The organism is Leucobacter chromiisoli, assembly GCF_016522505.1.
GTDB classification, from domain to species: Bacteria; Actinomycetota; Actinomycetes; order Actinomycetales; family Microbacteriaceae; genus Leucobacter; species Leucobacter chromiisoli.
Genome location: NZ_JAEHOH010000010.1, coordinates 84421 through 107273, shown reverse-complemented (window position 1 = coordinate 107273; position 22853 = coordinate 84421). Strand labels below are relative to the sequence as shown.

At 68.7% G+C, this 22853-nt stretch carries 22 protein-coding genes and 1 tRNA gene; 8 read left to right on the top strand and 15 right to left on the bottom strand.

Translation table 11 applies throughout. The features are described from left to right. Positions 1–18 precede the first annotated feature (18 nt). The 4 genes from JD276_RS08200 to JD276_RS08185 all read right to left on the bottom strand — a co-directional run bounded on the left by JD276_RS08200 (position 19) and on the right by JD276_RS08185 (position 5256). Complete coding sequence (locus tag JD276_RS08200) at positions 19–681, bottom strand: DUF4391 domain-containing protein (RefSeq protein WP_200115157.1); 663 nt, start codon at positions 679–681, stop codon at positions 19–21. Further along, positions 674–3961 carry a helicase-related protein gene (locus JD276_RS08195; protein WP_233615476.1) on the bottom strand — a complete coding sequence of 1096 codons (3288 nt, stop codon included), beginning with the start codon at positions 3959–3961 and terminating at the stop codon, positions 674–676. Before JD276_RS08195 ends, JD276_RS08200 begins: the two co-directional genes overlap by 8 nt. Next, a complete protein-coding gene (locus JD276_RS08190) occupies positions 3951–4151 on the bottom strand; it encodes a helix-turn-helix domain-containing protein (RefSeq protein WP_200115156.1) in 201 nt (66 codons plus the stop codon). The genes JD276_RS08195 and JD276_RS08190 overlap by 11 nt, the downstream gene beginning before the upstream one ends. A gap of 400 nt (positions 4152–4551) precedes the next feature. After that, positions 4552–5256 carry a MerR family transcriptional regulator gene (locus JD276_RS08185; RefSeq protein ID WP_200115155.1) on the bottom strand — a complete coding sequence of 235 codons (705 nt, stop codon included), beginning with the start codon at positions 5254–5256 and terminating at the stop codon, positions 4552–4554. A 117-nt stretch (positions 5257–5373) separates the two neighbouring features. Between JD276_RS08185 and JD276_RS08180 the strand changes: the two genes are divergently transcribed. Both JD276_RS08180 and JD276_RS08175 read left to right on the top strand, forming a co-directional pair. Further along, positions 5374–5553, top strand: a complete 180-nt coding sequence (locus tag JD276_RS08180) for a hypothetical protein (protein WP_200115154.1) — start codon at positions 5374–5376, stop codon at positions 5551–5553. Positions 5554–6065: 512 nt separating this feature from the next. Continuing rightward, entirely contained in the window at positions 6066–6326 is a 261-nt protein-coding gene (locus tag JD276_RS08175; protein WP_200115153.1) for a hypothetical protein, read from the top strand. Here JD276_RS08175 and JD276_RS08170 read toward each other — a convergent pair. Genes JD276_RS08170 through JD276_RS08160 form a run of 3 tightly spaced genes read right to left on the bottom strand, consistent with a single transcriptional unit; the run spans position 6323 to position 7676 of the window. Then, entirely contained in the window at positions 6323–6562 is a 240-nt protein-coding gene (locus tag JD276_RS08170; protein ID WP_200115152.1) for a toxin, read from the bottom strand. The two genes, JD276_RS08175 and JD276_RS08170, sit on opposite strands and share 4 nt — an antisense overlap. After that, a complete protein-coding gene (locus tag JD276_RS08165; RefSeq protein ID WP_200115151.1) occupies positions 6559–6822 on the bottom strand; it encodes a ribbon-helix-helix protein, CopG family in 264 nt (87 codons plus the stop codon). The genes JD276_RS08170 and JD276_RS08165 overlap by 4 nt, the downstream gene beginning before the upstream one ends. A 53-nt stretch (positions 6823–6875) precedes the next feature. Beyond that, on the bottom strand, positions 6876–7676 hold the full coding sequence (locus tag JD276_RS08160; protein WP_233615475.1) for a tyrosine-type recombinase/integrase: 801 nt from the start codon (positions 7674–7676) through the stop codon (positions 6876–6878). Here JD276_RS08160 and JD276_RS15910 point away from each other — a divergent pair. Next, the gene (locus tag JD276_RS15910; RefSeq protein WP_233615474.1) at positions 7675–7968 is read left to right on the top strand and encodes a hypothetical protein; all 294 of its coding nucleotides are present in this window, start codon (positions 7675–7677) and stop codon (positions 7966–7968) included. The genes JD276_RS08160 and JD276_RS15910 overlap by 2 nt on opposite strands. A gap of 105 nt (positions 7969–8073) precedes the next feature. Here the strand turns inward: JD276_RS15910 and JD276_RS08155 are convergent, their stop codons facing one another. Next, positions 8074–8268: a helix-turn-helix domain-containing protein gene (locus tag JD276_RS08155; RefSeq protein WP_200115149.1), complete on the bottom strand. Its 195-nt coding sequence runs from the start codon at positions 8266–8268 to the stop codon at positions 8074–8076. 388 nt (positions 8269–8656) lie between these two features. Here JD276_RS08155 and JD276_RS08150 point away from each other — a divergent pair, with 388 nt between their 5' ends. Next, positions 8657–9610, top strand: a complete 954-nt coding sequence (locus JD276_RS08150) for a DUF4031 domain-containing protein (protein WP_200115148.1) — start codon at positions 8657–8659, stop codon at positions 9608–9610. A 14-nt stretch (positions 9611–9624) separates the two neighbouring features. On the opposite strand, the gene JD276_RS08145 is transcribed toward JD276_RS08150, so the two are convergent. Together JD276_RS08145 and JD276_RS08140 are read right to left on the bottom strand one after the other, a co-directional pair. Then, complete coding sequence (locus tag JD276_RS08145) at positions 9625–12069, bottom strand: LuxR C-terminal-related transcriptional regulator (protein ID WP_200115147.1); 2445 nt, start codon at positions 12067–12069, stop codon at positions 9625–9627. A gap of 217 nt (positions 12070–12286) precedes the next feature. Then, positions 12287–12358 (bottom strand) — tRNA-Gln (locus JD276_RS08140). Positions 12359–12551: 193 nt separating this feature from the next. Here JD276_RS08140 and JD276_RS08135 point away from each other — a divergent pair. After that, the gene (locus JD276_RS08135) at positions 12552–13064 is read left to right on the top strand and encodes a mycothiol transferase (RefSeq protein ID WP_200115146.1); all 513 of its coding nucleotides are present in this window, start codon (positions 12552–12554) and stop codon (positions 13062–13064) included. Here JD276_RS08135 and JD276_RS08130 read toward each other — a convergent pair. From JD276_RS08130 to JD276_RS08120, 3 genes are all read right to left on the bottom strand, one after another. Beyond that, entirely contained in the window at positions 13028–14812 is a 1785-nt protein-coding gene (locus tag JD276_RS08130) for an ATP-binding cassette domain-containing protein (RefSeq protein WP_233615473.1), read from the bottom strand. The two genes, JD276_RS08135 and JD276_RS08130, sit on opposite strands and share 37 nt — an antisense overlap. 251 nt (positions 14813–15063) lie before the next feature. After that, entirely contained in the window at positions 15064–16788 is a 1725-nt protein-coding gene (poxB, locus tag JD276_RS08125; RefSeq protein WP_200115144.1) for a ubiquinone-dependent pyruvate dehydrogenase, read from the bottom strand. Positions 16789–16815: 27 nt separating this feature from the next. After that, positions 16816–17298, bottom strand: coding sequence for a YciE/YciF ferroxidase family protein (locus JD276_RS08120; RefSeq protein WP_200115143.1), 483 nt, complete (start codon positions 17296–17298; stop codon positions 16816–16818). 220 nt (positions 17299–17518) lie between these two features. On the opposite strand from JD276_RS08120, the gene JD276_RS08115 reads away from it, so the two are divergent. Further along, positions 17519–17950 carry a pyrimidine dimer DNA glycosylase/endonuclease V gene (locus JD276_RS08115; protein ID WP_200115142.1) on the top strand — a complete coding sequence of 144 codons (432 nt, stop codon included), beginning with the start codon at positions 17519–17521 and terminating at the stop codon, positions 17948–17950. On the opposite strand, the gene JD276_RS08110 is transcribed toward JD276_RS08115, so the two are convergent. Next, positions 17907–20156 (bottom strand): MMPL family transporter, encoded by a 2250-nt coding sequence (locus JD276_RS08110; RefSeq protein ID WP_200115141.1) that lies wholly within the window; start codon positions 20154–20156, stop codon positions 17907–17909. The two genes, JD276_RS08115 and JD276_RS08110, sit on opposite strands and share 44 nt — an antisense overlap. Before the next feature lie 88 nt (positions 20157–20244). On the opposite strand from JD276_RS08110, the gene JD276_RS08105 reads away from it, so the two are divergent. Next, entirely contained in the window at positions 20245–20826 is a 582-nt protein-coding gene (locus JD276_RS08105) for a MarR family winged helix-turn-helix transcriptional regulator (RefSeq protein ID WP_200115140.1), read from the top strand. A 13-nt stretch (positions 20827–20839) separates the two neighbouring features. On the opposite strand, the gene JD276_RS08100 is transcribed toward JD276_RS08105, so the two are convergent. Beyond that, entirely contained in the window at positions 20840–21073 is a 234-nt protein-coding gene (locus JD276_RS08100) for a hypothetical protein (RefSeq protein WP_200115139.1), read from the bottom strand. A gap of 257 nt (positions 21074–21330) precedes the next feature. Here JD276_RS08100 and JD276_RS08095 point away from each other — a divergent pair, with 257 nt between their 5' ends. Beyond that, positions 21331–22830 carry an FAD-dependent oxidoreductase gene (locus JD276_RS08095; protein WP_200115138.1) on the top strand — a complete coding sequence of 500 codons (1500 nt, stop codon included), beginning with the start codon at positions 21331–21333 and terminating at the stop codon, positions 22828–22830. The last annotated feature ends 23 nt before the right edge of the window (positions 22831–22853 follow it).

The following is a 22853-nucleotide window of genomic DNA, read 5'->3' as shown; positions in this document are numbered from 1 at the left end:
GCGTAGTCTCTCCACGGGTTACCTCTGCTGTTCCAGTTCGTGTTGCTTCGTCTTGAGCGCGCGGCGGAGCTCGACCTTGCGGTTGAGCTGTGGCTCGGTACGGAGCTTGCGCTCCAAGGACGCGACCTCGCGTTCGAGCTTGCGCACCGTGGCCAGTCTGTCGGCGACGTCTGACATCTCCTCGCCCGGGCGCGCTGTGATCGGGGTCAGCGGCTGCAGGAGCGCGGCGTAGAGCGCAGGCAAGGTGATCGCCGTCGGCAGGGCCTGCCGCGTGGTGTCCTCTGGCTGCCAACCAGTCGAGTAGTAGGCGCTGAGTTTCGGCGTTCCCGCCCCGAGTTGCTTGTGCGCCGCAGCAATCCGCACCTCGGGCTGTTCGCGGTGACGCGCGATCTCGAAGATGATCGGGAACGGGATGGCCTTGTCGATGGCGCCCAGGACACCCTCGCTGACGTAATCGGTCTTGGCGTCGATCGTGAAGACCTGTATCTCGGGCACCGCCGACGTGCCAGGGAGGTTGATCGTGGTTTCGGCGAGTTTGTAGGCCCAGGTGATGCGTTGGACTTCGTTGATGAACTTCTCGCGCACTGCGGTGCTGACGGTGCCGTGCTCGTAGAACTTCTCTTTGGGCACGCGTCTGCCGAACTTTGCTGCCTCTGGCCAGCGGTAGAGGATGTCAGTCATCGGCACCGCCCTCGGTGGGGTCTACGACAGCGATGAACGCGGTCAGCTCGAAGTCGTCGAGGCCGGCGATGGTTTGGGTGAGGGCGGTGGTGCTCCCGCCGGTGAAGAGGCTGTCGATGTCGCGTTCCTCGGTGACATCGATCATGGAGTGGATCGCATCGGTGAGCAGCGCCGAGTACTTGCCCATCTGCGCACCCTCGCCGGTCGCGGCATTGAACACGCCGACGACTTCGGTGACCGGCTCTTCGTAGGGTCGGCAGCCGACGCGCAGCAGGTCGAGGAGGTGCTTGGCTTCGGTGTGATTCGCGATGACCTCGCCCTGGTCGTCGAGATAGACGAGGTAGTGCGGGTGGAGGCGGTTGCCTCGGTTGAGGTGTTCGTCTGCGGTGAGGTTTCGCAGGGCGAAGATGACGCCGGGTCGCAGTCCCTTTGCGGGGTCGGCTGGGATCACGGCGTGGAGGCCCCGGGGGGCGGTGTCGAGGTCGCCGTGTTCCTTGATGTAGCCGAGCAGGTCCATACGGAAGTCGTTGAGCCCGAGATCAGTGATCGAGACACCGGTGCGGACGTCTTCGAGCTCGATCACTTCGTCTTGGAGCTTGCGGAGCTGCTCCTTGCGGAAGGCGGCGTCGGAGTCTTCGAGGGTGAGGACGTTGTCGTCGGCGGTGCTGGCGAGGTCGGCGATGACCATGCGGTTCTCGACGCGCTCCTTGAGGTTGATGTACTCGTCGAGGGAGATGTCGGGCCAGAAGTTCACGAGCTGAATCTGGCTGTTGGTGGAGCCGATGCGGTCGATGCGCCCGAAGCGCTGGATGATGCGTACCGGGTTCCAGTGGATGTCGTAGTTGATCAGGTAGTCGCAGTCCTGGAGGTTCTGGCCCTCGCTGATCACGTCGGTGCCGATGAGCACATCCAGCTCGCGGGTCTCGCGCGGCATCGTGAGATGGCGCTGCTTGGAGCGAGGCGAGAATAGCGACATGACCTGCTGGAAGTCGAAGCCCGTGCCGAGGGTCGTCTTCGCACCGTGGCTGCCACCGGTGATCACGGCTGTGTCCAGCCCGGCGGCTGCGAGCGTGGGAGCAAGTTCGCGGTAGAGGTAGTCGGCGGTGTCTGCGAAGGCGGAGAACACGAGCACCTTGCGGTTGCCGTCGTTGATCGGGTGCCGGGCCTTGTCCTCGATGAGTTGCTTGAGTCTGCGGAGCTTGAGGTCGTGGTCGGGGGTGACCTTGCGCATCTCGTCGAGGAGCTCGCGCAGAGTCTCGCGGTCGTTCCACAGGTCGCGCTGCCAGGACTCGATGTCGAGGTCGTCGAGGTCGATCTTGATCTTCTCGCCGAAGGACAGCGCCTCGATGTTCGCGTCGTCTTCGTCATCGACATCGAAGTCGAGCCCTGCGAGCTCGGGGCTCAGGTCGGCGAGGTTGCCCGCGTGGTTGCTGATACGCCCGAGCGTGTGGGTGACGGAGCCTTCGATCTTCGCCAGAGTGAGGCGGAAGGCATCGACCGAGCTTTCCAGACGCTTGAGCAGGTTGACGGTCATGAGCTTCTTCAAGCCCTGCTCACGCCCTGCCTGTCCGAGATTGGATCGGGCACTGCCGGCGGTGACGTTGTACAGGTCTTCGTACTTGGAGCGTCGGCTCGGGAACACGTAGGCGAGCGGGGTGTAGACGGCGAGGGTCAGTGCCTGGAGCTGCTCGAAGATGTCGTTGAAGCCGGGCACGTCCGGGAGGTCCGTGAGCGGCTCGCGGATGGAGAGCGGCGGGCGTCGTTCCGGGAAGGCGCCGATCTCGGTGGTGTCGTAGAACGCGTGGATGTGTTTGCGCGAGCGGGCGATGGTGACCGAATCGAGCAACTCGAAGAAGTCGAAGTCGAGCATCTGGAGGATGCGGTCAGTGGTGCGGTGCTCAGGGTCCAGCTTGGACCACTCGTTGAACACGCGTTGCGCGTCGGAGAACACCTTCTCGACCGTCGTGGACAGGTTCAGGTGTTGGGCGAGGTTCTCCGACTCGCCCTCGTAGGCGAGCTGGAGCTGGTTCTTGAGGTCATTGAACCGGTTGTTCACCGGGGTGGCCGAGAGCATCAGCACCTTGGTCTTCACGCCCTCGCGGATGACCTGGCGCATGAGGCGCTGGTAGCGCGACTCCTTCTCCTCGGCATAGTCGGCGTTGCGGAAGTTGTGTGACTCGTCGATCACGACGAGGTCGTAGTTGCCCCAGTTGATCCGATCCAGCCGCAGGCCGAGCGACTCACCCTTCGTGCGGGAGAGATCGGTATGTGCGAGCACGTCGTAGTTGAACCGGTCGGAGGCGAAGATGTTGGTCGTGAGATTGGCGTTGTAGTTCGTCCAGTTCTCCGCGAGCTTCTTCGGGCAGAGCACCAGCACGGACTTGTTGCGCAGTTCGTAGTACTTGATGACGGCGAGTGCGGTGAACGTCTTGCCGAGGCCCACGGAGTCGGCGAGGATGCAGCCGTTGTAGGTCTCCAACTTGTTGATGATGCCGGTGGCCGCGTCGCGCTGGAAGTTGTAGAGACTCTGCCAGATCTTCGTCTCCTGATACCCGGTGCGGTCGTTCGGCAGCACGTCCTCGTTGATGTCGTCGAGGAACTCTGCGAAGAGGTTGTAGAGGATCAGGAAGTAGATTCGTGCCGGGGAGTTCTCGGTGTACACGCTGGCGATGTGGTCGTGGACGGCCTGGGTGACATCGCTGACCTGTTCGGGGTTGTTCCAAATCTGGTCGAACAGCTGCATGTACTGCTCGGTCATCGGGGCCTCGTCGAGCCGGTTCACGAAGCTCGACACGGCGTTGCCGCGTTCGTAGCCGAGGTCGGCCGTCGTGAACCCCTGGAGCTGGGTGTAGGCGGCCTTGTCATCGATGACCGCGAACTGCTGCATCGGGTTGCCCGTGGCGTTTGAGCGGAAGGTGACCTTGCGGCGAACCCAGTCAGCGCACTCTCGTGCGATCGCGCGCTGGGTGAGCTTGTTGCGCAGTCTGATCTCGAAGTCGGACCCCGCGAGGCTTGACTCGGCCTGCCCGCCGGGGATGAAGAACTCGCGGCGCTCCTTGCGGAGCTTGTCCGTCACCTTCTCGGTTACGAACGATGGCGACGTGAAGATGAACTCCAACTCGCTGACCTTCTCAAGCTCCTTGCGGAGTGCTTCGAACGCGAAGATCGAGAACGTCGATGCTGCGATGCGCACCTTCGAGCCCGGCACGATCACGGCCTTGAGATCGTCGCCTAACAGGTCGCTGACATTGTTGATGATCCGCACGCGACTACCCGGCATCCTCGTCGTGAGTCGAGGCCGATGCTCCGCCTCGTCGCACCCAGTCGTCGATCTCGCTGGCTTGGAACTTCCAGAGGCGTCCGACTTTGTGGGCGGGCATGGCCTTCTCGGCGATCCAGGTGTAGACGGTGTCTTTGGTGATCCCGAGGTGGGCGGCGATGTCGTCTGCGGACAGCCACGGCTCAGACATCAGGTCTCCATTCAGGTGGTAGCCGGGTTTCACCGGGTTACTCCGATCCTACCGGGCGGCAAGCCCTTCAGCATAGGCTTCGGACGGCGCACGCCTCGGTGTCGTCCGGTCTGTAACTTTTGCGCCGATAATGCTCCTTGCATCGACGATTGCCGATCGTGTGTGGGAAAAACGCTGGCTGGAATCTCAGCAGCCTTCCGTCGCCGACGGTCGTTCCGGCGCTGCGGACACTCGTCTGCGGGCACGCGGGCACAGCTGCCGCTGTGTCGCGACGGAAGATGAGGTCTGCCCGTGTGTTCCCAGACGGAGGCGTCATCGCGGCACGTCGCCGGGAACGGGGCAGCGGAGCGCCTTTCTCGGTGGGGGCGACCTGACTCACGTGTCGCTCCCCCGCCAGCGGCTACGCCTCAGCGATCTCGAGGGCCTCGAGGTATGCGTGGACAAGCCCGGCGGCGTGAAGCGCGTGGCGGGAGCGCCGGTTGAGAGCTTCGCGGCGTTCGGTGATGGCGGCGGTCAGGGCTTCTGTTGATCCGGCCCCGTTGAGGGCAGCAATTGCCGGGCGAATGCGGTCGAAGAGATATCCGCCCTGTCGGAGCAGATGGACGACTCGCGCGGCCTGAACCTGCGGTTCGTTGTACTCCCGATATCCGTGAGCACCGTCGCGCATGGCGCGGAGGAGGCCTGCTGCCTCCCAGACGCGCAATGCGGAGGTTCGCACGCCGAGCATCTCCGCGAGTTCGCCGATGCTCACGCGATCCGTCGCATTCTGCACGCGAGGTTGCTCGCGTCCGATCATCTGTAGCGCGAGTGCAAGGTCATCGAGTTCCTCCCGCTGAGCATGTAGGGCTGTGTGCGCTGCATCTACTTCTGCAACCCCGGTTGCAATGTCTCCCGCAGTGATCGCGACCATGATGCTGCGCGCAGTGGGTGCACCATGTACGCGGGTGAGTGTTCGATAGGCATGGAGCGCACTCAGGTGGGTCGGACCGTATCTGCGGTAGCCGCTCGCAGTGCGCTCGGCTGCCGGGAGCACGTTCTGTGCTTCGAGATTCCGAACCGTCTGCGGTGTGACCTGCGCGGCGCGGGCAAGATCGACGGGACGCATACCACCTCCATCCCCTCGCACCTCACGAACGCCACGGAGCTGCTCATGCCAAGTTTATAGAAGCACTTCAATGTCACAGTTGAAAGAAACAAGTTTCGCGTACGAAAGGACAACGCCATGCGGTTCCATCTTGAGATCGACCTCAGCGCACTCCCTCAACCCCACGATGCCGAACTGGGGAGGATCCTGCGGTACTGGGCCGGAAACCTCAGCCACTATGACCTCTCGGTCGAGACGAGCGAATCGATCCGCGACTCCGCCTACGAAGAAGTCGGCTCCTGGCGGGTAACGGCATAAGAAGCCCGCAATGGCGAAGCTGAACATTCTCAGGATGCGCACATGAAGAAAATGGCGCGCCCGCAACCGAATCTTGAACCTAGCGGGGGTGCCGATTCGGCACACCCGCTCCCTGTTCCGCCGAAGGCCATAATTTGAGCCTTTTACGGTGGTGCCGAATCGACACCACCGCCCCCTCTCTTAGAAAAATCGTGGATCTGGGCGGTCTGAACCGGTGGCAGTTCCGGAATCTTAGCTTCGTTCCGATGGAACGTCAACCACGAATTCTCGACACCGCAGCTACTTCCGAGCGTCTTCATCACACCCGCAGGCGCGACAACTCACCGCACGATCACGGAGCTATTCCTCCTTTCCGAGAGTGCTCCTCTACTCGATAGGTATGCAGCCCATCTCGCGTTCAGGACGATGCCCTGTTCCTCAGCCGACGGACCACGCGGATTTACTGAACAGCCCTGACCGAACTCGATTCAATGCAGCAGGGATTGTCGGATGTCAGAGCTATCCTCAACGCCATGAAGGAAGAGCGATTCGAACACTGGTACGAGGCGTGCGGCACGACCGCAATGCTGACCTCCGAGGAAGCCTTCGAAGCGGGATGGGATTTTCCGCCTCGGATGGGCGCGTGGGGTGTGGTTTCCTCGCGTACCTGCGGTGATTGCGGCATCGAGCAGACACTCTGGTGGGCGCTCACTGTCGAGAAGAAGGGCATCGACGGCTGCACTCCGCGGCAACGGCAAGTACTCGCGCGAATATTGAACAAGGTATCCGATTAGGGCAGCAGGTCGATCATCTGCGGTCGAGCTTTCATTGCGTGAATCACCAACTCATTGCCGCTGTCGAAGACGAGAACGACTGTCTCTAAGAGTCGACCGCGAGCGTCGAAGCCGAGCCGCAACTGCCGTGCCGGACTGTTCTCGTCGAGATCCTCAATCCATATCGCCCATGTCGCTGCTTGGATCGCGTCTTCACGGAGAACGCCGTGCTTCAGTGCCGAGTCGTGAACGTTCACGCTGCCGATAGATGAAGCGCTTCGCGGATGACTTCTGAGCGTGACTTGCCCTCACGCTCTGCGCGCTCGTCGATCGCGGCGATCTCTTCAAGTGTGAGCCGGAGCGCGACTACCTGAGACGGCTCAGCCCCTCGACCTGGACGTCCGCGACCTCGCTTCTTCAATGCCGCAACATCATAGCCAGCCTCGGCTTCGGCGGCCCAAGCGCCGATCTGCTCCTCGGTGACGGGAACTCCGTTGATCGTCTCGCGCTCGCTCATGTCATTAATGTATAACGAAAATACTGACTCGGCAAGAGAGTTTCTTCGCGTGGTCAACTCCCCAGGATCTGGTCGAGCACGTCGACAGTGATGGGGTCGACCTCTTCGGCGCTGACGACGTAGCTGGTTCTCGTGATCTGCTCGTTCGCGTGCCCGAGCAAACGCGATGCGAGTGTGAGGCCCGCCGCGCGCTCAACGAGCGTCGCGGTCGTGCGGCGGTAGATGTGCGTGGAGTACTGATCGACCTCCACGCCGAGCTTCTCGAGGGCATCGCGGTTGTCGTCGACGAAAGAGCGCAAGAGACGTTCGTAGTTGCTGACGCTGATCGGATTGCCGTTCTTCGTCGCAAACAACAGCGCCTCCTTCCCCCGCCCCGCCAACGCGAGGCGACGACGCACGGCACCCGCCGACAGCGCGGGAAGCGCCACGCGGCGGCGTTGTCTCGTGCGCTTGGGCGAATTCTTCCGGTGAATGCCCTGCTCTTTGGTCTGCACGATCGTCCCACCGATGAGCACCGTTGGCGGCGACACCGTCATGTCCACGTCGCACCGTCTCAGGCCGATACACTCCCCTACGCGCGCGGAGGTGCCGAGCATGATGTCCATCCCGTCGATGAGCGCCCGATAGTCGGGACGCGGACCGTTGCCGGGCTTCACGCGCCACTGCTGCATGAGCTCGCGGATCCCGGCGATCTGCTCGGGCGTGAGGATCGAGGTCTTCTTCTCCGGCAAAGGCAGCCGCTGCACATCCCGCACCGGGTTGAACGGGATCGCATCATCCCGCACGGCGTGGCCGCAGATCTGCCCGAGCACGGCGCGGACGCGGCGGGCGGCGGAGACGCTGCATCCGAGCATGATCGCCTGGATGATCCGATCGCACCGGCCCACGGTCAATGCGTCGAGAGTTATTCCGCCGCACTGCGGCAGCAGCACGCAGCGCACGGTTCCCGAGTACGACTCGTACGTCGAGAACGTCAGCGATCCGGCGACCGCTCGCGCTCTCACCTGTTCCAGCCAGGACACGGATGCTTCGGCGATCGTGTTCGCACCCGTGAGCCCGAGAAACGAAGACGAGCTGAGCGCTTCGACCTTGCGGCGCAGATCGATCCGCGCCGCTTCCTCCGTCGCGGCGACGGCGACGATCTGATGGAGTACTCCGGCGTCGTCCCGCGCTCTCGCACGAGCACGAATCTTGCCTTTCGCGAGCCTCGTGATCTGGACCGTGCCGACCTCTCCGGCGCGGATGCGGGGCCTACCCATGGCGGTGTTCCTTCACCCAGGCAAGCAGTTCCGCCTGCTCGTAACGGACGTGCCGTCCGAGCTTCACCCACGGCGGTCCCGAGCGCGTGAGCCGCCAGTCCTCGACAGTGCGGACAGGCACGCGAAGGAGGTCGGCGACCTCACGTTGAGTGAGGAACACGGGGGTGAGGGGCGGGTGGAGGTCCATACCGGGCAGGTACGTCTCCCACCGGGAGCGTCCGGTAGCACCCGGCACTCCCCCGCCGAGAAGCCCGAGAACAGGGGCGACGGGAGGGTTTCTGGTGACCAAAGTGGTAAAACTGCCCGAAACGGGCCGAGTTACGGAGTGGGCGGATGGGCTGGATAGCCGCGGAATCTCGCCATTTTTATGGCTGGGGTACCTGGACTCGAACCAAGAACAACTGAATCGGTTCCTAGGTTCCAGTGGGATCCCATAAGCAGGAGGGAGATCCTCGGGGCCCGTTCAAGGAGCTTAATCAGGTTCGATCTCTGCGAAACCGATCGTGGGCCCCAGCTTCCTCGGCAGTCGGATACGGCACCGGCGAGCTCTACTGTCGCACCATTACCCTGAATCCATGGCGATCCTCATCGACCCGCCCGCGTGGCCGGCCCACGGCACCCTGTGGAGCCACCTCGTCTCCGACACCGACTACGACGAGCTGCACGCCTTCGCCAGGCGTCTCGGGATTCCCCGGCGCGGCTTCGACCTCGACCACTACGACCTGCCCGCCGCCCGCTACGAGGAGGCCGTCGCTCGCGGCGCACTGCCCGTCACCGCGAAGGACATCGTCCACCGACTGCGCGACACCGGGCTGCGCGTGCGGCAGATCGAGCGCGAGACGATGACCCCGATCCGGCGCCGGCAGTACCTGCACGCCGAGTGGGCGATGCTCGCCGAGCTCAGCGGCGCCACGACCGCGGCCGGCGAGACCCAGGTCGCCGCCCGAGCCGCAGACGACTGGCACCGTCTCGGCGAGCACCTCATCGCCCGATGGAACGAGCCGCACCGCACCTACCACGACGAGCGGCACCTCGAGGACGTGCTGCTCGCCCTCGATCACCTCGCGACCCGCGGCGAGCGCCTCTCCCCCGTCACTCTCCTGGCCGCCTGGTTCCACGACGCCGTCTACGCCGGCACCGACTCGGACGAGCTCGCCTCCGCGCACCTCGCCACCACGACCCTCGGCGACCTCGGCCTCGACCCCGCGCTGGTCGGCCAGGTCGGCGAGTTCATCGTCTCGACCGCCCCGGCGCTGCGGGTTCGGGATCCCGCGCCGCCGCTCGCCCACCTGCTCGACGCGGACCTCGCGATCTTCGCCTCGTCGCCGCACCGGTACGAGCAGTACGCGACGGCCGTGCGCACCGAGTACGCCCACGTGCCCGACGCGGATTTCGCCGCGGGCCGATCCCGCATCCTAGCCGGGTACCTGGAGCAGCCGACGATCTACCGCACGATCGCGGCGCAGGGGCTCTGGGAGCAGCGCGCCCGCCAGAACGTCGCGGCCGAGATCGAGCGACTGCTGCACTGATCGCCCGAGCCGGTTCAAGCCGCCGGCTCTTCGAGCAGTCCGAGCAGGGCGGCGCGACTGAGCGCGGCCTCGCGCGAGGAGACCCCCAGCTTCCGGTAGACGTTGCGCAGCTGCGACTTCACCGTGTTGCGCGACACGAACAGCCGCGCGGCGATCTCGTCCATCGTCCCGGCGTCCACGAGCGCCTCGAGCACGGCCTGCTCGCGAGGGGTGAGCGCGACAAGCGGTTCGACCTCGGCTTCGGCGGGGAGCGCCTCCGCCGCGACGAGCGAGGTGATCGCCTCTGCGACCCCGGCTCGCAGCAGCGCGTCGACGAGCGGCTCGCGGTCGCGCGGGGCGATGGTGCGCAGCGGTGCGCGGACCTCCGTGCTGCGGACGAGCTCGGAGATGCGCGTCGCGAAGACCTCGACGTCGCGCGGGTGGCCGGCGCGCAGCGCCGAGCACGCGAGCACCAGCTCCGCCTCGAGGCGGCTGCGCGGGGTCGCCGCCGGCGCTCCGAGCACCCGCTGAGCGTGGACCGCGGCCTCGGAGGTGCGATCCAGGGCGAGCTCGGCTCGGGCGAGGACGAGGCGGCACACCGCGCTGTGCTTCGCCGAGCGCGCGGCGACGCGGCGAGCGGTGACGGCCTCCCCCGAGGCCAGGCGCAGCTCGGCCTCCGCGGCGTCGAGGAGGCTCCGCGCCATGGCGGTGCCGGGCGCCGCGCCTCGCTGCTCGCGCAGCCGCTGCACGCGCATGAGCCCCGCCTCGACCTCGCCCGCGAGGCGGTCGCGGCGGGCGCGGACGAGCGCGTAGAGGGTCCAGTGCTCGATGATGTCGACGGTCGGTCCGGCCGCGTCGAGGTGCGCCTCGGCGGCGTGCGGGTCGCCGTCCTCGAGCGCGAGCACCGCTCTGCCGAGATTGAAGAAGTCCGCGGGGCTGGAGCCGCGCCACCCTGCGGGCCACTCCGCCGCATCGGCCTCCTCGAGCAGGCGGCGTGCGAGCGGCAGATCGCCGCTCAGCGCAGCGAGGCCGGCCCGCATGGAGAGCGGGTCGACCCGATCGGCCCGACCGGCCTCGATGTGCTTGGCGTCGGCCATCTCGAAGCAGCGCCGGGCGAGCTCGAGATCGCGCAGATAGAAGGCGCCGATCCCGAGATGCACCTGCAGCATCGGCCCCATCCTGCCCAGCGCGTCCACGTCCTCGTCGCTGAGCGCCGAGAAGTCCTCGACGGCACGCCGGATGAGCGGAAGCGCGCGGCCGGAGAACGGCGTGAGCCGCAGCGCCGCGGCCTCGAACGCGCGGTAGACCACGCGCTCCCGGTGCAGGCCGCGACTCGGATGCAGCCGCTGGAAGATCGACTCGGTGGCGAGCAGCTGCAGCGCTCGCGGTCGCGTATCCGGATCCATGTTGGAGAGCAGCGCGAGCAGCACCGTGAGGCCCGGGTATCCCCGGAGATCCGACGGCGGGATCCCCTGGAACACCTCGTACGTCGCGTCGCGCGCCTCCAGCAGCTCGACCATGTTCGCGAAGACGACCTCGGTCGCGAGGCCGAGGTCGCGGAGCTCGAACGCCGTGCGCAGGCCCTGGAGCGGATCCCGCTCGACGAGCGAGGAGCGCACGGCGGCGGCGAGCAGGCGACGGCGCTCGACGAGGGGCAGCTGCTGCTCCGCGTCTTCGGCGAGCACCCCGCGGATGTAGGGGTGCATGCGCAGCCAGTCGTCGTCCCACTCCGCGAGACCGGCCTCGTCCAGATCGTCGACGAACCGGTCGGGGATCTCCCAGCCGGCGAGGATCGCGCGGTCGACTCGGGGCAGCAGTGCGACGCGCAGAGCGGCTTCGTAGCGTCCGCCGTGCGCGCCGAGCTCGCTGCGCAGCAGCCGCCGCAGCCGCTCGCGCGCACCGGAGGTTCGGCCGAGCGCGTCGTCGATCTTGGCGCGCACCGCCACCGCCAGCCCCTCGGAGCGCCGCAGCAGCTCGAGCCGGGCGTCGTCGCCGTCGAGCAGGTCGGCGTCGCGAAGCTCGTCCAGGGTGACGAGCAGGTCGGCCGGTCCGATGACGTCGAGCGCCGCGTCGGACGCCGCCGCGAGTTCCCGCGCGGTGCGCGTGCTCCGGGTCGCCACCGCCACTCGCAGCCGCGGTGAGCGATCGATGAGGGATCCGAGGCGCGCGAACTGCGCGGCGTCAGCCCGCTCCCCGAGGTCGATCACCAGCACGCCCGCTCCCGCCGCGGCGAACGCCTCCAGTTCGGAGAACGGCAGGGCCCCCGCCTCGGGCTCGCACCAGAGCACCGGGGATGCCAAGGATGCGACCCACGAGGCGAGCAGCGTCGTCTTGCCGGAGCCGATGGGCCCGTGCACGACGGTGATGTCGGGCCACGAGTCCAGGCGTTCGAGCAGCCGCGGGCGGCGGAACACGGTGGCCGAGACGCGCGGGGCACCCTGCGCACCGCCACCTTCGGCGCGGCCGGTCGCACGCTCCATATGCACCTGTCAGGCGCGCTGGTCCCCTCGCTCCCCCAAGCTCGTGCCGATGCACGCGAGACGCACTCTTTCCTTCCCTGAGTGCCACTTTAGCGATGCATGTCGAAAAGCGCCAAGCAGATGAACCCGGACCACGGGCAACGCCGGCTCGCACACGCGGTCGCCGGGAACGACGGAACGCCCGGTCGGATTCTCATCCGACCGGGCGTTCTCTCTGCTGGGGTACCTGGACTCGAACCAAGAATGGCGGTACCAGAAACCGCTGTGTTGCCAATTACACCATACCCCAAGGGTGGGATTCCGCAGCTCGGAGGAGCGCGGCACCGAGAGATAACTGTACCTCAACACGGAAGCGGAATCAAAACGACCTGCGCAGCTCGGGAGTGGCGGCACGGGATCGGCGTCGAAGCGGCACGGGCGCGGGCCGCGTCCCGCCCGCCACCCCCTAGCCACGGCCTGGCGGCGCGCCTATCCTGGCCTGCATGAACGCGATCGAGATCCTCACCGACCTGGCCGAGCGCACCCGCGAGAGCGCCGAGGCGCTGCGCCCCTCGCTCACGCCGGAGCTGCTGAACGCGCATCCCCACCACGACAACTCGGTCGCCTGGCTGCTGTGGCACGCGGCCCGCGAGCTCGACGAGCAGCTCTCGCACCTCTCGGGCGACGAGCCGGTCTGGACGGCGCAGGGCTTCGAGCAGCGCTTCGCCCTCGGCACCGCCGCCCACGAGATCGGCTACGGCCACTCCTCCGCCGAGGCGCGGGCGATCCGGGTCGACGATGCGGAGCTGCTGCTCGAGCACCTCGACGCGGTGGTCGCCGCGCAGCTGAGCTATCTGCGCACCCTGAGCGACGCCTCCCTCGACGAGATCGTCGACGAGCAGTGGGATCCGCCCGTCAGCCGCGGCGCCCGTCTCGTCAGCATCTCGGTCGACGCGATCACCCACGTGGGGCAGGCCGCCTACATCACGGGGATGGGGCGGGCGGCCTTCGAGTAGCCGGCGCGCAGCTGCAGCCGCGGCCACTCCCCCAGATCCCGCAGCAGCTGACGGTCGTGGCTCGACACCACCACGGCCGACGGCGTCGCGCGCAGCGCCTCGGTCATCTCGTCGACGAGCGCGATCGACAGGTGGTTCGTGGGTTCGTCGAGCAGCAGCACCCGGGGCCGCGCGGCGAGCACGAGCGCCAGGTCGAGACGCCGCCGCTGGCCCATCGAGAGCTCGCCGATCCGCTTGCCACGCTCGGCGGGCCGCAGCAGCCCGAGCGATGACAGGCTCACCGCCTCGCCCTCGGACAGCGCGCCGCGGGAGATCAGTCGACCGAGGGCGGTCTCGAATGCCTCGCGGGCGGAGCGATCCAGCGGCAGCGACGACTCCTGGCGCAGCAGCGCGACGCGCGCCCCCGGCGCCCGGCTCACCCGGCCGGCACTCGGGCTCAGCTCTCCGGCGAGGATCGCCAGCAGGGTCGACTTGCCGGCGCCGTTCGGCCCCGTGACCACGAGCTTCGAGCCGCCGTCGAGTTCGAGCGAGACGGGAGACGCCAACCGCCCCTCGGCCGCCACAGCGTCCGCGCGCAGCAGCGGCTCACCGGGCCTCGCCGCGAGCTCCGGGAATCGGAGACGCAGCGGGGGCTCGGGCATCGTGACGGCGTGCGCCTCGAGCGCCGCCCGGCGGCGATGCACCGCCTGCGCGATGCCGCCCGCGCGACTCGCCCGCTGGTGCTTGCCGGTGCCCTTGTCGGGACGCCAGCCGCTCACCAGTCGGTTCTGAGCCGCGCTGAGGTCGTCCTGGAGGAGCCGACGCTCCTCCTGCTCGCGCTCGTAGCGCTGCTCCCATCTCGCCCGCTCGGCGGCGCGGGCCTCCCGGTATCCCTCGTAGCCGCCGCCGGTGATGCGCGGCCGACCGTCGGGCGTGGGATCGAGGTCGACGATCGTCTCGACGACGTCCGCGAGCAGCGCCCGGTCGTGGCTGACCACGACCACGCCGCCGCGCCGGCCGCGCAATCGGTCGGTGAGGAAGTCGAGGCCGGCGCCGTCGAGGTGGTTTGTCGGCTCGTCGAGCAGCAGGATGTCGTCGTCGCCCCCGAGCAGGCACGCGAGCCGTACCCGGTAGCGCTGCCCGACCGACAACTCGCCGAGGGGGCGGCTCCAGTCCTGCTCGGCGCCGAGTTCGGCGAGCGCGACCCGGACGCGTCGCTCCGCATCCCACGCGTCGAGCGCCTCGGCGCGCTCGAGGGCCGCGGCGTAGCGATCGGCCGGGCTTTCCTCCGCCCGATCGTCGATCTGCGCGGGATCTCCGGTCTCCCCGGGCTCGTGGGCCTCCGCGAGAGCCCGGCCCGCGGCGTCGAGCTCGGCGAGAGCGGCCACGGAGCCGGCGATCGACTCGCGCACCGCGTCGCCGACGGTGCGCGAGTCGGAGGCGGGCATCTCCTGTTCGGCGAGACCGACCGTGCCGACGCGGCTCACCGCCCCCTCGGTCGGCGCCGGATCGGGCTCGGCACGGGAATCCGGCGGGAGCGACGAGGAGGATCCGGTCCGGGCCTCGGATCCGCGGTCCCCCGGCCCGGCGAGCAGGTGCAGCAGGGTCGACTTCCCCCGGCCGTTCTCGCCGACGATGCCGATGCGGGAGGCGGCGGTGACGGTCAGGTCGAGGCGGTGCAGCACGCGGACGCCGCCTCGGACGACCGTGACATTGGACAGGGTGATCTGCGCGCGGGAGCGCGCAGGAAGAGCTGAGTGGGTACGCAAGATACTTCCTTCGACAGGGCACGCGAGACCCGCCGCGATCAGACGCGACGAAGCCGCGGCAGCGCAGGGACGGAAGCCGCGACGGAAGATGGGGCGCGTGCGAGAGACATCGGCCCGAAGGGCCATGACGTGCTGTCGCCGCGAGCCGGGGCCGAGAGCCCTGCGGCGCGGCGCGCGCCGCCTCCTAGATGAAGAAGTACCACTGCATGGACCCAGGATACCAAACCCGGATCCGCGGATCCCGGCGGCGTCTACAGGATCTGCCGGAGATTCGTTCTGGCGAGATCGAGCACCTCGTCGCCCCGCCCCGAGAGCACCGTGCGCAGCGCGTAGAGCGTGAAGCCCTTCATCTGCTCCGCGCTGATCGACGGAGGCATCGAGAGCTCCTGCCGATCCGTCATCACCTCGACGAGCGCGGGCCCCGGGTGCTCGAGGGCCTCGCGCAGCGCCGGCTCCAGCTCGGAGGAGTCGCGCACCTGCGCCGCGTGCAGGCCGACGGCCCGGGCGACGGCCGAGAGATCAGGGTTCTTCAGCCCCGTGCCGTAGTTCACGAACCCGGCGGCCTTCATCTCGAGCTCGACGAAGTTCAGCGACGAGTTGTTGAAGACGACGATCTTCACGGGGAGCGGCTCGTTCTGATGCAGGGTGAGCAGCTCCCCGAGCAGCATCGCGAGACCGCCGTCGCCCGCCAGCGCGATCACCTGGCGATCCCGGTGCGCGGCCTGCACGCCGATGGCCTGCGAGACGGCGTTCGCCATCGATCCGTGCGTGAAGGAGCCGATGAGCCGCCGCCGCCCGTTCATCGTCAGGTACCGTGCCGCCCACACGACCGGCGAGCCGACGTCGGGGATGAACACGGCGTCCTCATCGGCGAGCTCGTCGACGAGCCGCGCCACGTACTGCGGGTGGATCGCCTTGCCGCGTCCCGCCGGAGTGGCGAGTTCGTCGAGCTTGCGGCGGGTCTTCGCGTAGTGCTCGGTGGAGCTCTTCAGGTGGGATCGCTTCCGCTGCCGCTCGAGCAGCGGCAGGAGCGCCCGGGCGGTGTCGCCCACGTCGCCCACGAGGCCGAGGTCGAGCGGCGTGCGCCGCCCGAGGTTCTCGCCGCGCAGGTCGATCTGGATCTTCGTCGCGTGCTCCGGGTAGAACTGCTGGTACGGGAAGTCGGTGCCGAGCATCAGGATCGTGTCGGCGCTCTCCATGGCGCGATAGCCCGAGGCGAAGCCGAGCAGCCCGGTCATGCCGACGTCGAAGGGGTTGTCGTACTCGATGTGCTCCTTGCCCCGCAGCGCGTGCACGATCGGCGCGGCGAGGGCGTCGGCGAGCTCGATCACCTCGTCGTGCGCTCCCGCGACGCCGGCACCGGCGAGGATCGTGACCTTCTTCGCGCCGTTCAGCAGCTCGGCCGCACGGCGCAGATCCTCCTCGACCGGCGTCACGCGCGGTCGCGCTGTCGAGATGCGCGCCACCCCGGTACTCGCGGCGTCGGCGAGCGCCACGTCCCCGGGGATCACCACGACGGCGACGCCCCGCTTCTCGACGGCGGTCTGCATCGCGATGCGCAGGATCCTGGGCATCTGCTCGGGCGTGGAGACGTGCTCGACGTAGACCGAGCACTCGCGGAAGAGCTCCTGCGGGTGCGTCTCCTGGAAGTACCCCGACCCGATCTCGCCGCTCGGAATGTGCGCCGCGATCGCGAGCACCGGGACCCGCGAGCGCTGCGCGTCGAAGAGCCCGTTGATGAGGTGCAGGTTGCCCGGTCCGCAGCTGCCGGCGCAGACGGCCAGCTCGCCCGTCGTCGCGGCCTCGCCGGACGCTGCGAACGCGGCCGCCTCCTCGTGCCGCACGTGCACCCACTCGATCTTCGAGGTGCGCAAGGCGTCGGTGAAGCCGTTGAGGGAGTCGCCGGGAATGCCGTAGACCCGGCCCACCCCGTTCGCCTCGAGCGTGTCGACGATGTTCTGCGCGACCGTGGTCATGGTGGCTCCCTCCGCCTCGCTTCCGGGTCAGGACAGCAGGTCTCTGAGCGTGTCGTGCAGCTCCTCGCTCGTGTGGGTCTCCTGGTCGAGATTCGCCTGCAGCAGCGACACGGCGTCGGGGGCCCGCAGCGCCTGCGCCTGGAGGATGAGGCCCTGGTATGCGGAGATCTCGAAGTGCTCGTTGCCGAGCGCGCTCATGAGCGTGACCTGGTCGTGCAGCTTGGGGTCGGTGCGCTCGATGAGGGAGGCGGCCTGGTTCTTGATCCCGGTGGTCGCGGGCGACGGCGCGGTCGATTCGCGGAAGTCGAAGAGCTGGAACACCTTCTCGAGATTCGCGATCTGCTCCTTCGTCTCATCCGCGTGGTGCGTGAAGAGGTGCTTCACGTCGCTGCTCCTTGCGGCGCTGTGCAGCTCCTCGAGCGCCTCGAACGAGTGCTGCTCCATGGTGAGCGCGCTGCGCAGTTGGAAGTGGATGAGCTCCTCGGGGGTCTCCAGGTTCTGCTGGGTCATGTCGCTTCCTCTCTCGTGCGGTTCGGACGCGCGATCCTCCGTCGCGGCCGAGCCGATCCTGCGGCGCTGCGGGGCCGCTCCCGAGGCCGCAGCTGAGCGCGGCCCGTGATCACGATCCTGTCGTCGATGCGACCCCCGGAGCAGGGGCTTGTGCCGGATTCCGCCGTGTGCATAATGGGGCGTGGCCCGCTGCCGAGGGCCCCACGAGGATGGGAGCTCCATGAGGATCTGGTCGCTGCACCCGCGGCACCTCGACCGCGCCGGGCTGGTCGCCTGCTGGCGCGAGACGCTGCTCGCGCAGGCGGTGCTCGCCGACCGCACGAAGGGGTACCGGAATCATCCGCAGCTCGAGCGGTTCCGGGCGACCGCCGATCCGCTCGGGGCGATCGGCGCCTACCTCTCCGGCGTCGCCGCCGAGGCGGACGCGCGGGGCTACCGCTTCGACGCGAGCAGGATCCTGCGTCCGATCGCCCCCGGCACCGGTCGGATCCCGGTCACGCGCGGGCAGCTCGACTACGAGTGGCGCCACCTCGGCGCGAAGCTGGAGCGCCGGAGCCCGCCGGATGCGGAGCGCTGGAGCCGGGACGCCCCGGGCCCCCACCCGCTCTTCACCGTCGTGCCCGGCGATGTCGAGGCGTGGGAGCGGCCCTGAGCCTCGACGGCCACCAGATCGCGGGGCCGATGTCGGTCGCGAGGGCGGGCACCAGCAGCGAGCGCACGACGAAGGTGTCGAGCAGCACGCCGAAGGCGACGATGAACGCGATCTGCACGAGGAACAGGATCGGGATCACCGACAGCGCCGCGAAGGTCGCGGCGAGCACGAGGCCGGCCGAGGTGATCACGCCTCCCGTGATCGCGAGCCCGCGCAGGATCCCCTCGCGGGTGCCGTGCGCGAGCGACTCCTCGCGCACCCGGGTCATGAGGAAGATGTTGTAGTCGATCCCGAGGGCCACGAGGAAGACGAAGCCGTACAGCGGCACCGCGGGATCCGCGCCGGGGAACTCGAAGACGCCGTTGAAGACCAGCGCGGCGACGCCGAGCGCGGTGCCGAAGGAGAGCACGGTCGTGAGGATGAGCAGCACCGGGGCGAGGATCGAGCGGAGCAGCAGCATCAGGATCACGAGGATGACCGCCAGCACGACCGGGATGATGAGGGTGCGGTCGTGGATCGAGGCGTCGTTGGTGTCGATCGCCGTCGCCGTGACGCCGCCCACGAGGGTGCCGGGCACCTGCTCGTGGAGCTGGGAGCGCAGATCCCGCACCGCGTCGGCCGCCTCGTCCGAGTCTGCGGCCGCCGTGAGGGTTCCCTGCAGCAGCACGTCCCCGTGCGCGACCGTGGGCTCGGGCGCCGGGGGTGCTGGCGCGCCCGGTGCGGCGGGCGGGCCGAACCCCGACAGCCCGTCCTCGGTGACGGCGGCCGTGCCGCTCGGCGAGTCGGCCGAGGCCGCGGAGACGCTCTCGATCCCGGCGTGCTCGAGCATCAGGTCGGCCGTCTCTTGCAGGCGGTCCTCGCTCGTGACGACGTACACCGGGCTCCCCGAACCGCCGGGGAAGTGCTCGCCGAGAGCCCGCTGACCGTCCCGCGCCTCCGACTCCCCGAGCACCAGGTCGGACTGCGGCACCCCCGAGGCCTGCAGCTGCGTCGCGCCGAGCGCTCCCGCGAGCAGGACCAGAGCGGTGACGACCCAGATCGTCCGCGGCCTGCGCGCGATCTGCCGGGTGAGGCGCAGCCACGGGCCGCGCGCGGGCATGCCGTTCTCCGCCGCGACCGCCTCGGGCTCGTAGGTCGGGCGCCGGGGCCAGAACGCCGCGCGCCCGAACACGAAGAGCATCGCGGGCAGCAGCGTGAGCGCCGACAGCATGGCGAAGACGATGCCGATCGACGCCACCGGGCCGAGCGTGCTGTTCGACTTCAGATCGCTCAGCAGCAGGCACAGGAGGCCGGCGATGACCGTGCCGCCCGACGCGACGATGGGCTCGAACGAGCCGCGCAGGGCCCGCATGCTCGCCGCCCAGCGGTCCTCGGTCAGGCGCAGCTCCTCGCGGTAGCGCGAGACGTACAGCAGCGAGTAGTCGGTGGCGGCACCGATCACGAGGATGAACAGGATCCCCTGGGTCTGCCCGCTCAGCAGCAGCACGCCGGCCTTCGCGAGCCACCACACGGTCAGCAGCGCGACGCAGAGCGCGAACAGGCTCGTCGACAGGACGGCGATCGGCAGCAGGAACGAGCGGTAGACGATCACGAGGATGACGAGCACGGCGAGCAGCGCGACGCCGAGCAGCAGTCCGTCGATGCCCGCGAAGCCGGCGACGAGATCCGCCGTGAACCCTGCCGGCCCCGTCACGTGCACTGTCGTGCCTGCGGGGGCCGCGGCGCGAAGCGTCTCCCCCAGCTCCGCGACGGCGTCGCCGACCTCTCCCTCGGCGTCGACGGGGACGAACGCCTGCACCGCGCGGCCGTCCTCCGAGGGGATGGGCGGCGAGACCTCGCCGTCGATGCCGGCCTCGCCCGAGAGCTCGGAGAGCGCATCGGCGATCTCCGCGAGCTCGCCCTCGGAGAGCTCCGTCTCGCCGGTGAACACCACGATGGCGGGGATCGCGTCGGAGTCGGTGAAGTCGGAGAGCATGCGCTGCACCTGGGTCGCGTCGGCCGATTCGGGAAGGTAGCTCGTCTGGTCGTTCGAGGAGACCTCGTCGACCTTGCCGAAGTAGGGACCGCCGACGGCGGCGCCCGCGAGCCAGGCGACGATCAGGATCGCCGGCGCGAGCACCCGCACCCACGTCGGCACCCGACGCGCGGGGCGAGAAGGCTCCGACCGGGCCGCGGCGACCTTCTGATCCGTCTCCACCCCGTGCATGAGCTGTCCCCCGATCTCCGCGACTCCATTTAGCTAGCCAAGCTAGAAAAAAGACTAGCACGAATCATGAGGGATATACGATGGCATCATGTCCGCAGCAGACGAGCACCGGGAGGCGGATCGCCCGAGCGTCTACGACCTCGACGCGAGCGACCCGCGGGGCGAGCTGGTCGATCGCACGTCGGTGGATGCTGCGGAGATTCCGCAGATCAACCGCCTGATGGCCGCACTCGGCCGGTTGCGCGAGGCGGAGCAGCGACTCTCAGAGGCCTCCCGCGACTACATGAGGCTCAACGACACCGACATGCGCGCGCTCCACTTCCTCATCGTCTGCGAGAACCGCGGCGCGGTCGCGACCCCGGGAGCGATCGCCTCGCATCTCGGGATCTCGACCGCGTCCACGACGAAGCTGCTCGACCGGCTCGAACGGGCGGGTCACGTGAGGCGCGCCGCCCACCCGAGCGACCGCCGCGCGCTCGCGATCGCCATCACGCCGGAGACGCGGGCCGCTGCCATGCAGACCGTCGGCCGACAGCAGGCGAAGCGCTTCCACGCCGCTGCTCGCCTGAGTGACGAGGAGCGCGAGGTGGTCATCCGCTTCCTCGACGACATGGCGGGCGAGCTCTCGCTTCGCGACGAGGAGTGGGCCCGCCCGACGCGGGGCGGATAGGCGAGGGACCCGGTCAGCCCTGCGCGCTCCGCCCCAGCCGCTCGCGCAGGAGCTGCTTCCCCTGCTCCCCCGCCTTGAAGCTGTTGTGCTGAATCTTGCGGAACCACTCCGCGAGTTCCTCGTCGCCCTCGCGCTCGGCGTCCGCGATGTACGCCTCCATCGTCCATGCGTTGCGCAGCGAAGACTCGAGCACGCTGACGAGATCGTAGGTGCGGTCCTTCACCGGGGTGTCGGATTCGATGCTCATGGTCGTTCCTCCTTAACTCGGTTTCCTTCTCCGGTTCGTTTCCTGCTCCGGTTCGGTATTCAGGATCGACGGGATCCGAGGCGACCGACACAGCCTTGCAGGTCGGCCGAGGGGCGCCTATCCTGCCCCGCACGGGGGCACCGTCGACGCACCGCCGTCGCAGTCCGCTCGGTGCCATCGAACGGCATGCGCCGCCCGGGACCGCACGATGTCAAGCCCCTGGCGGGAATGAGCGCCTGCCGCCTAGGTTCGCGGACATGAGCTCACTGTGGAGACTGACCGCGGCCCCGGTACGAACCGACCCCTTCCCCGCGAAGGAGAGGTGGGATGTCGTCGTGGCCGGAGCGGGGCTCACCGGGCTCACGACCGCGGTGCTCCTCGCACGTGCGGGGCAGCGGGTGCTGGTGCTCGAGGCGCGGGATGTGGGCTCGGTGACGACGGGGAACACGACGGGAAAGCTGAGTCTGCTGCAGGGCACCGTGCTGAGCGAGATCCGCAAGCACGCGGGAGACGAGGTGCTGCGCGCCTACGCGCAGGCGAACCGCGAGGGCCAGGCCTGGCTGCTCCGCGAACTGACGCGCCGCGGTGCACCGGCGGACCGGCGGCCGGCCTACACCTATGCGGCCACGGACGCGGGTGTGCCGACGCTGGAGGCCGAGTTCGACGCCTCGGCGGCCGCAGGCATTCCGGCCCGCCTCGTCGAGGGACCCGCCGACATCGGCCTCCCGTTCCCCGTCCAGGGCGCGCTGCAGCTCGAGGAGCAGGCGCAGCTGCAGCCGATGGCGGTGCTGACCGAGCTGGCCGTGGAGCTGCGCGAGCGCGGCGGGATGCTCGTGGAGGGCTGCCGTGTGCTCGGGGCGGAGGCCGACTCGGTGGGCGTCGACGTCGAGACCACGCTCGGCCCGCTGACCGCCCAGGTCTGCGTGCTCGCGACCGGCGTCCCGATCCTCGACCGCGGCATGTTCTTCGCGCGCCTCGAGCCGACGCGCTCCTACGCCGCCGCCTACCGTCTGCCGCAGACGGATCTGCCCTACGGGATGTACGTCTCGGCCGACGGGCCGACCCGCTCGCTGCGCACCGCCGCGGGTCTCGACGGGAGCGACGTGCTCGTGGTGGGAGGAGGGTCCCACGTCACGGGGCGATCGGCGAGCACGCCCAGCGCGCTGCGCGAGCTCGACGAGTGGACGGCGCAGAACTTCGCCGGCGCGAAACGGATCGCGTGGTGGGGCGCGCAGGATTACCGGGCGCACTCGCGAGTGCCCTTCGCGGGCCCCGTCGTCGGCAGCCACGAGCGCATCTTCGCCGCCACCGGCTACAACAAGTGGGGCATGACCAACGCGATCGCCGCCGCACTCACCCTCTCGGCCGACATCCTCGGGGGCCGGCTGGACTGGGCCCGGAAACTGCGCGAGCACGGGCTCGGCGCGGCGACGCTCGGCGCCGCGGCCGCCGCCAACGTCTCGGTGGCGGGGCGGGTCGTGTCCGGCTGGGCGAGCGCGGAGACGCAGCCCGAGGGCGACCCCGGCCCGCTCGCCGAGGGCGAGGGCGTCGTCGTGCGCGAGGGCCTCTCCCCCGTCGGCGTCTCGCGGGTGGACGGCGTGCAGTGCCGGGTCTCGGGCGTGTGCACCCACCTGGGCGGGGTGCTCAACTGGAACGCCGCCGAGCGCTCCTGGGACTGCCCGCTGCACGGTTCGCGCTTCTCGGCGCGCGGCGAGCTGCTGGAGGGGCCCGCCGTCCGCGATCTCGAGCAGCGCTGAGCGGCCCGCGGATGGCGGGTCGC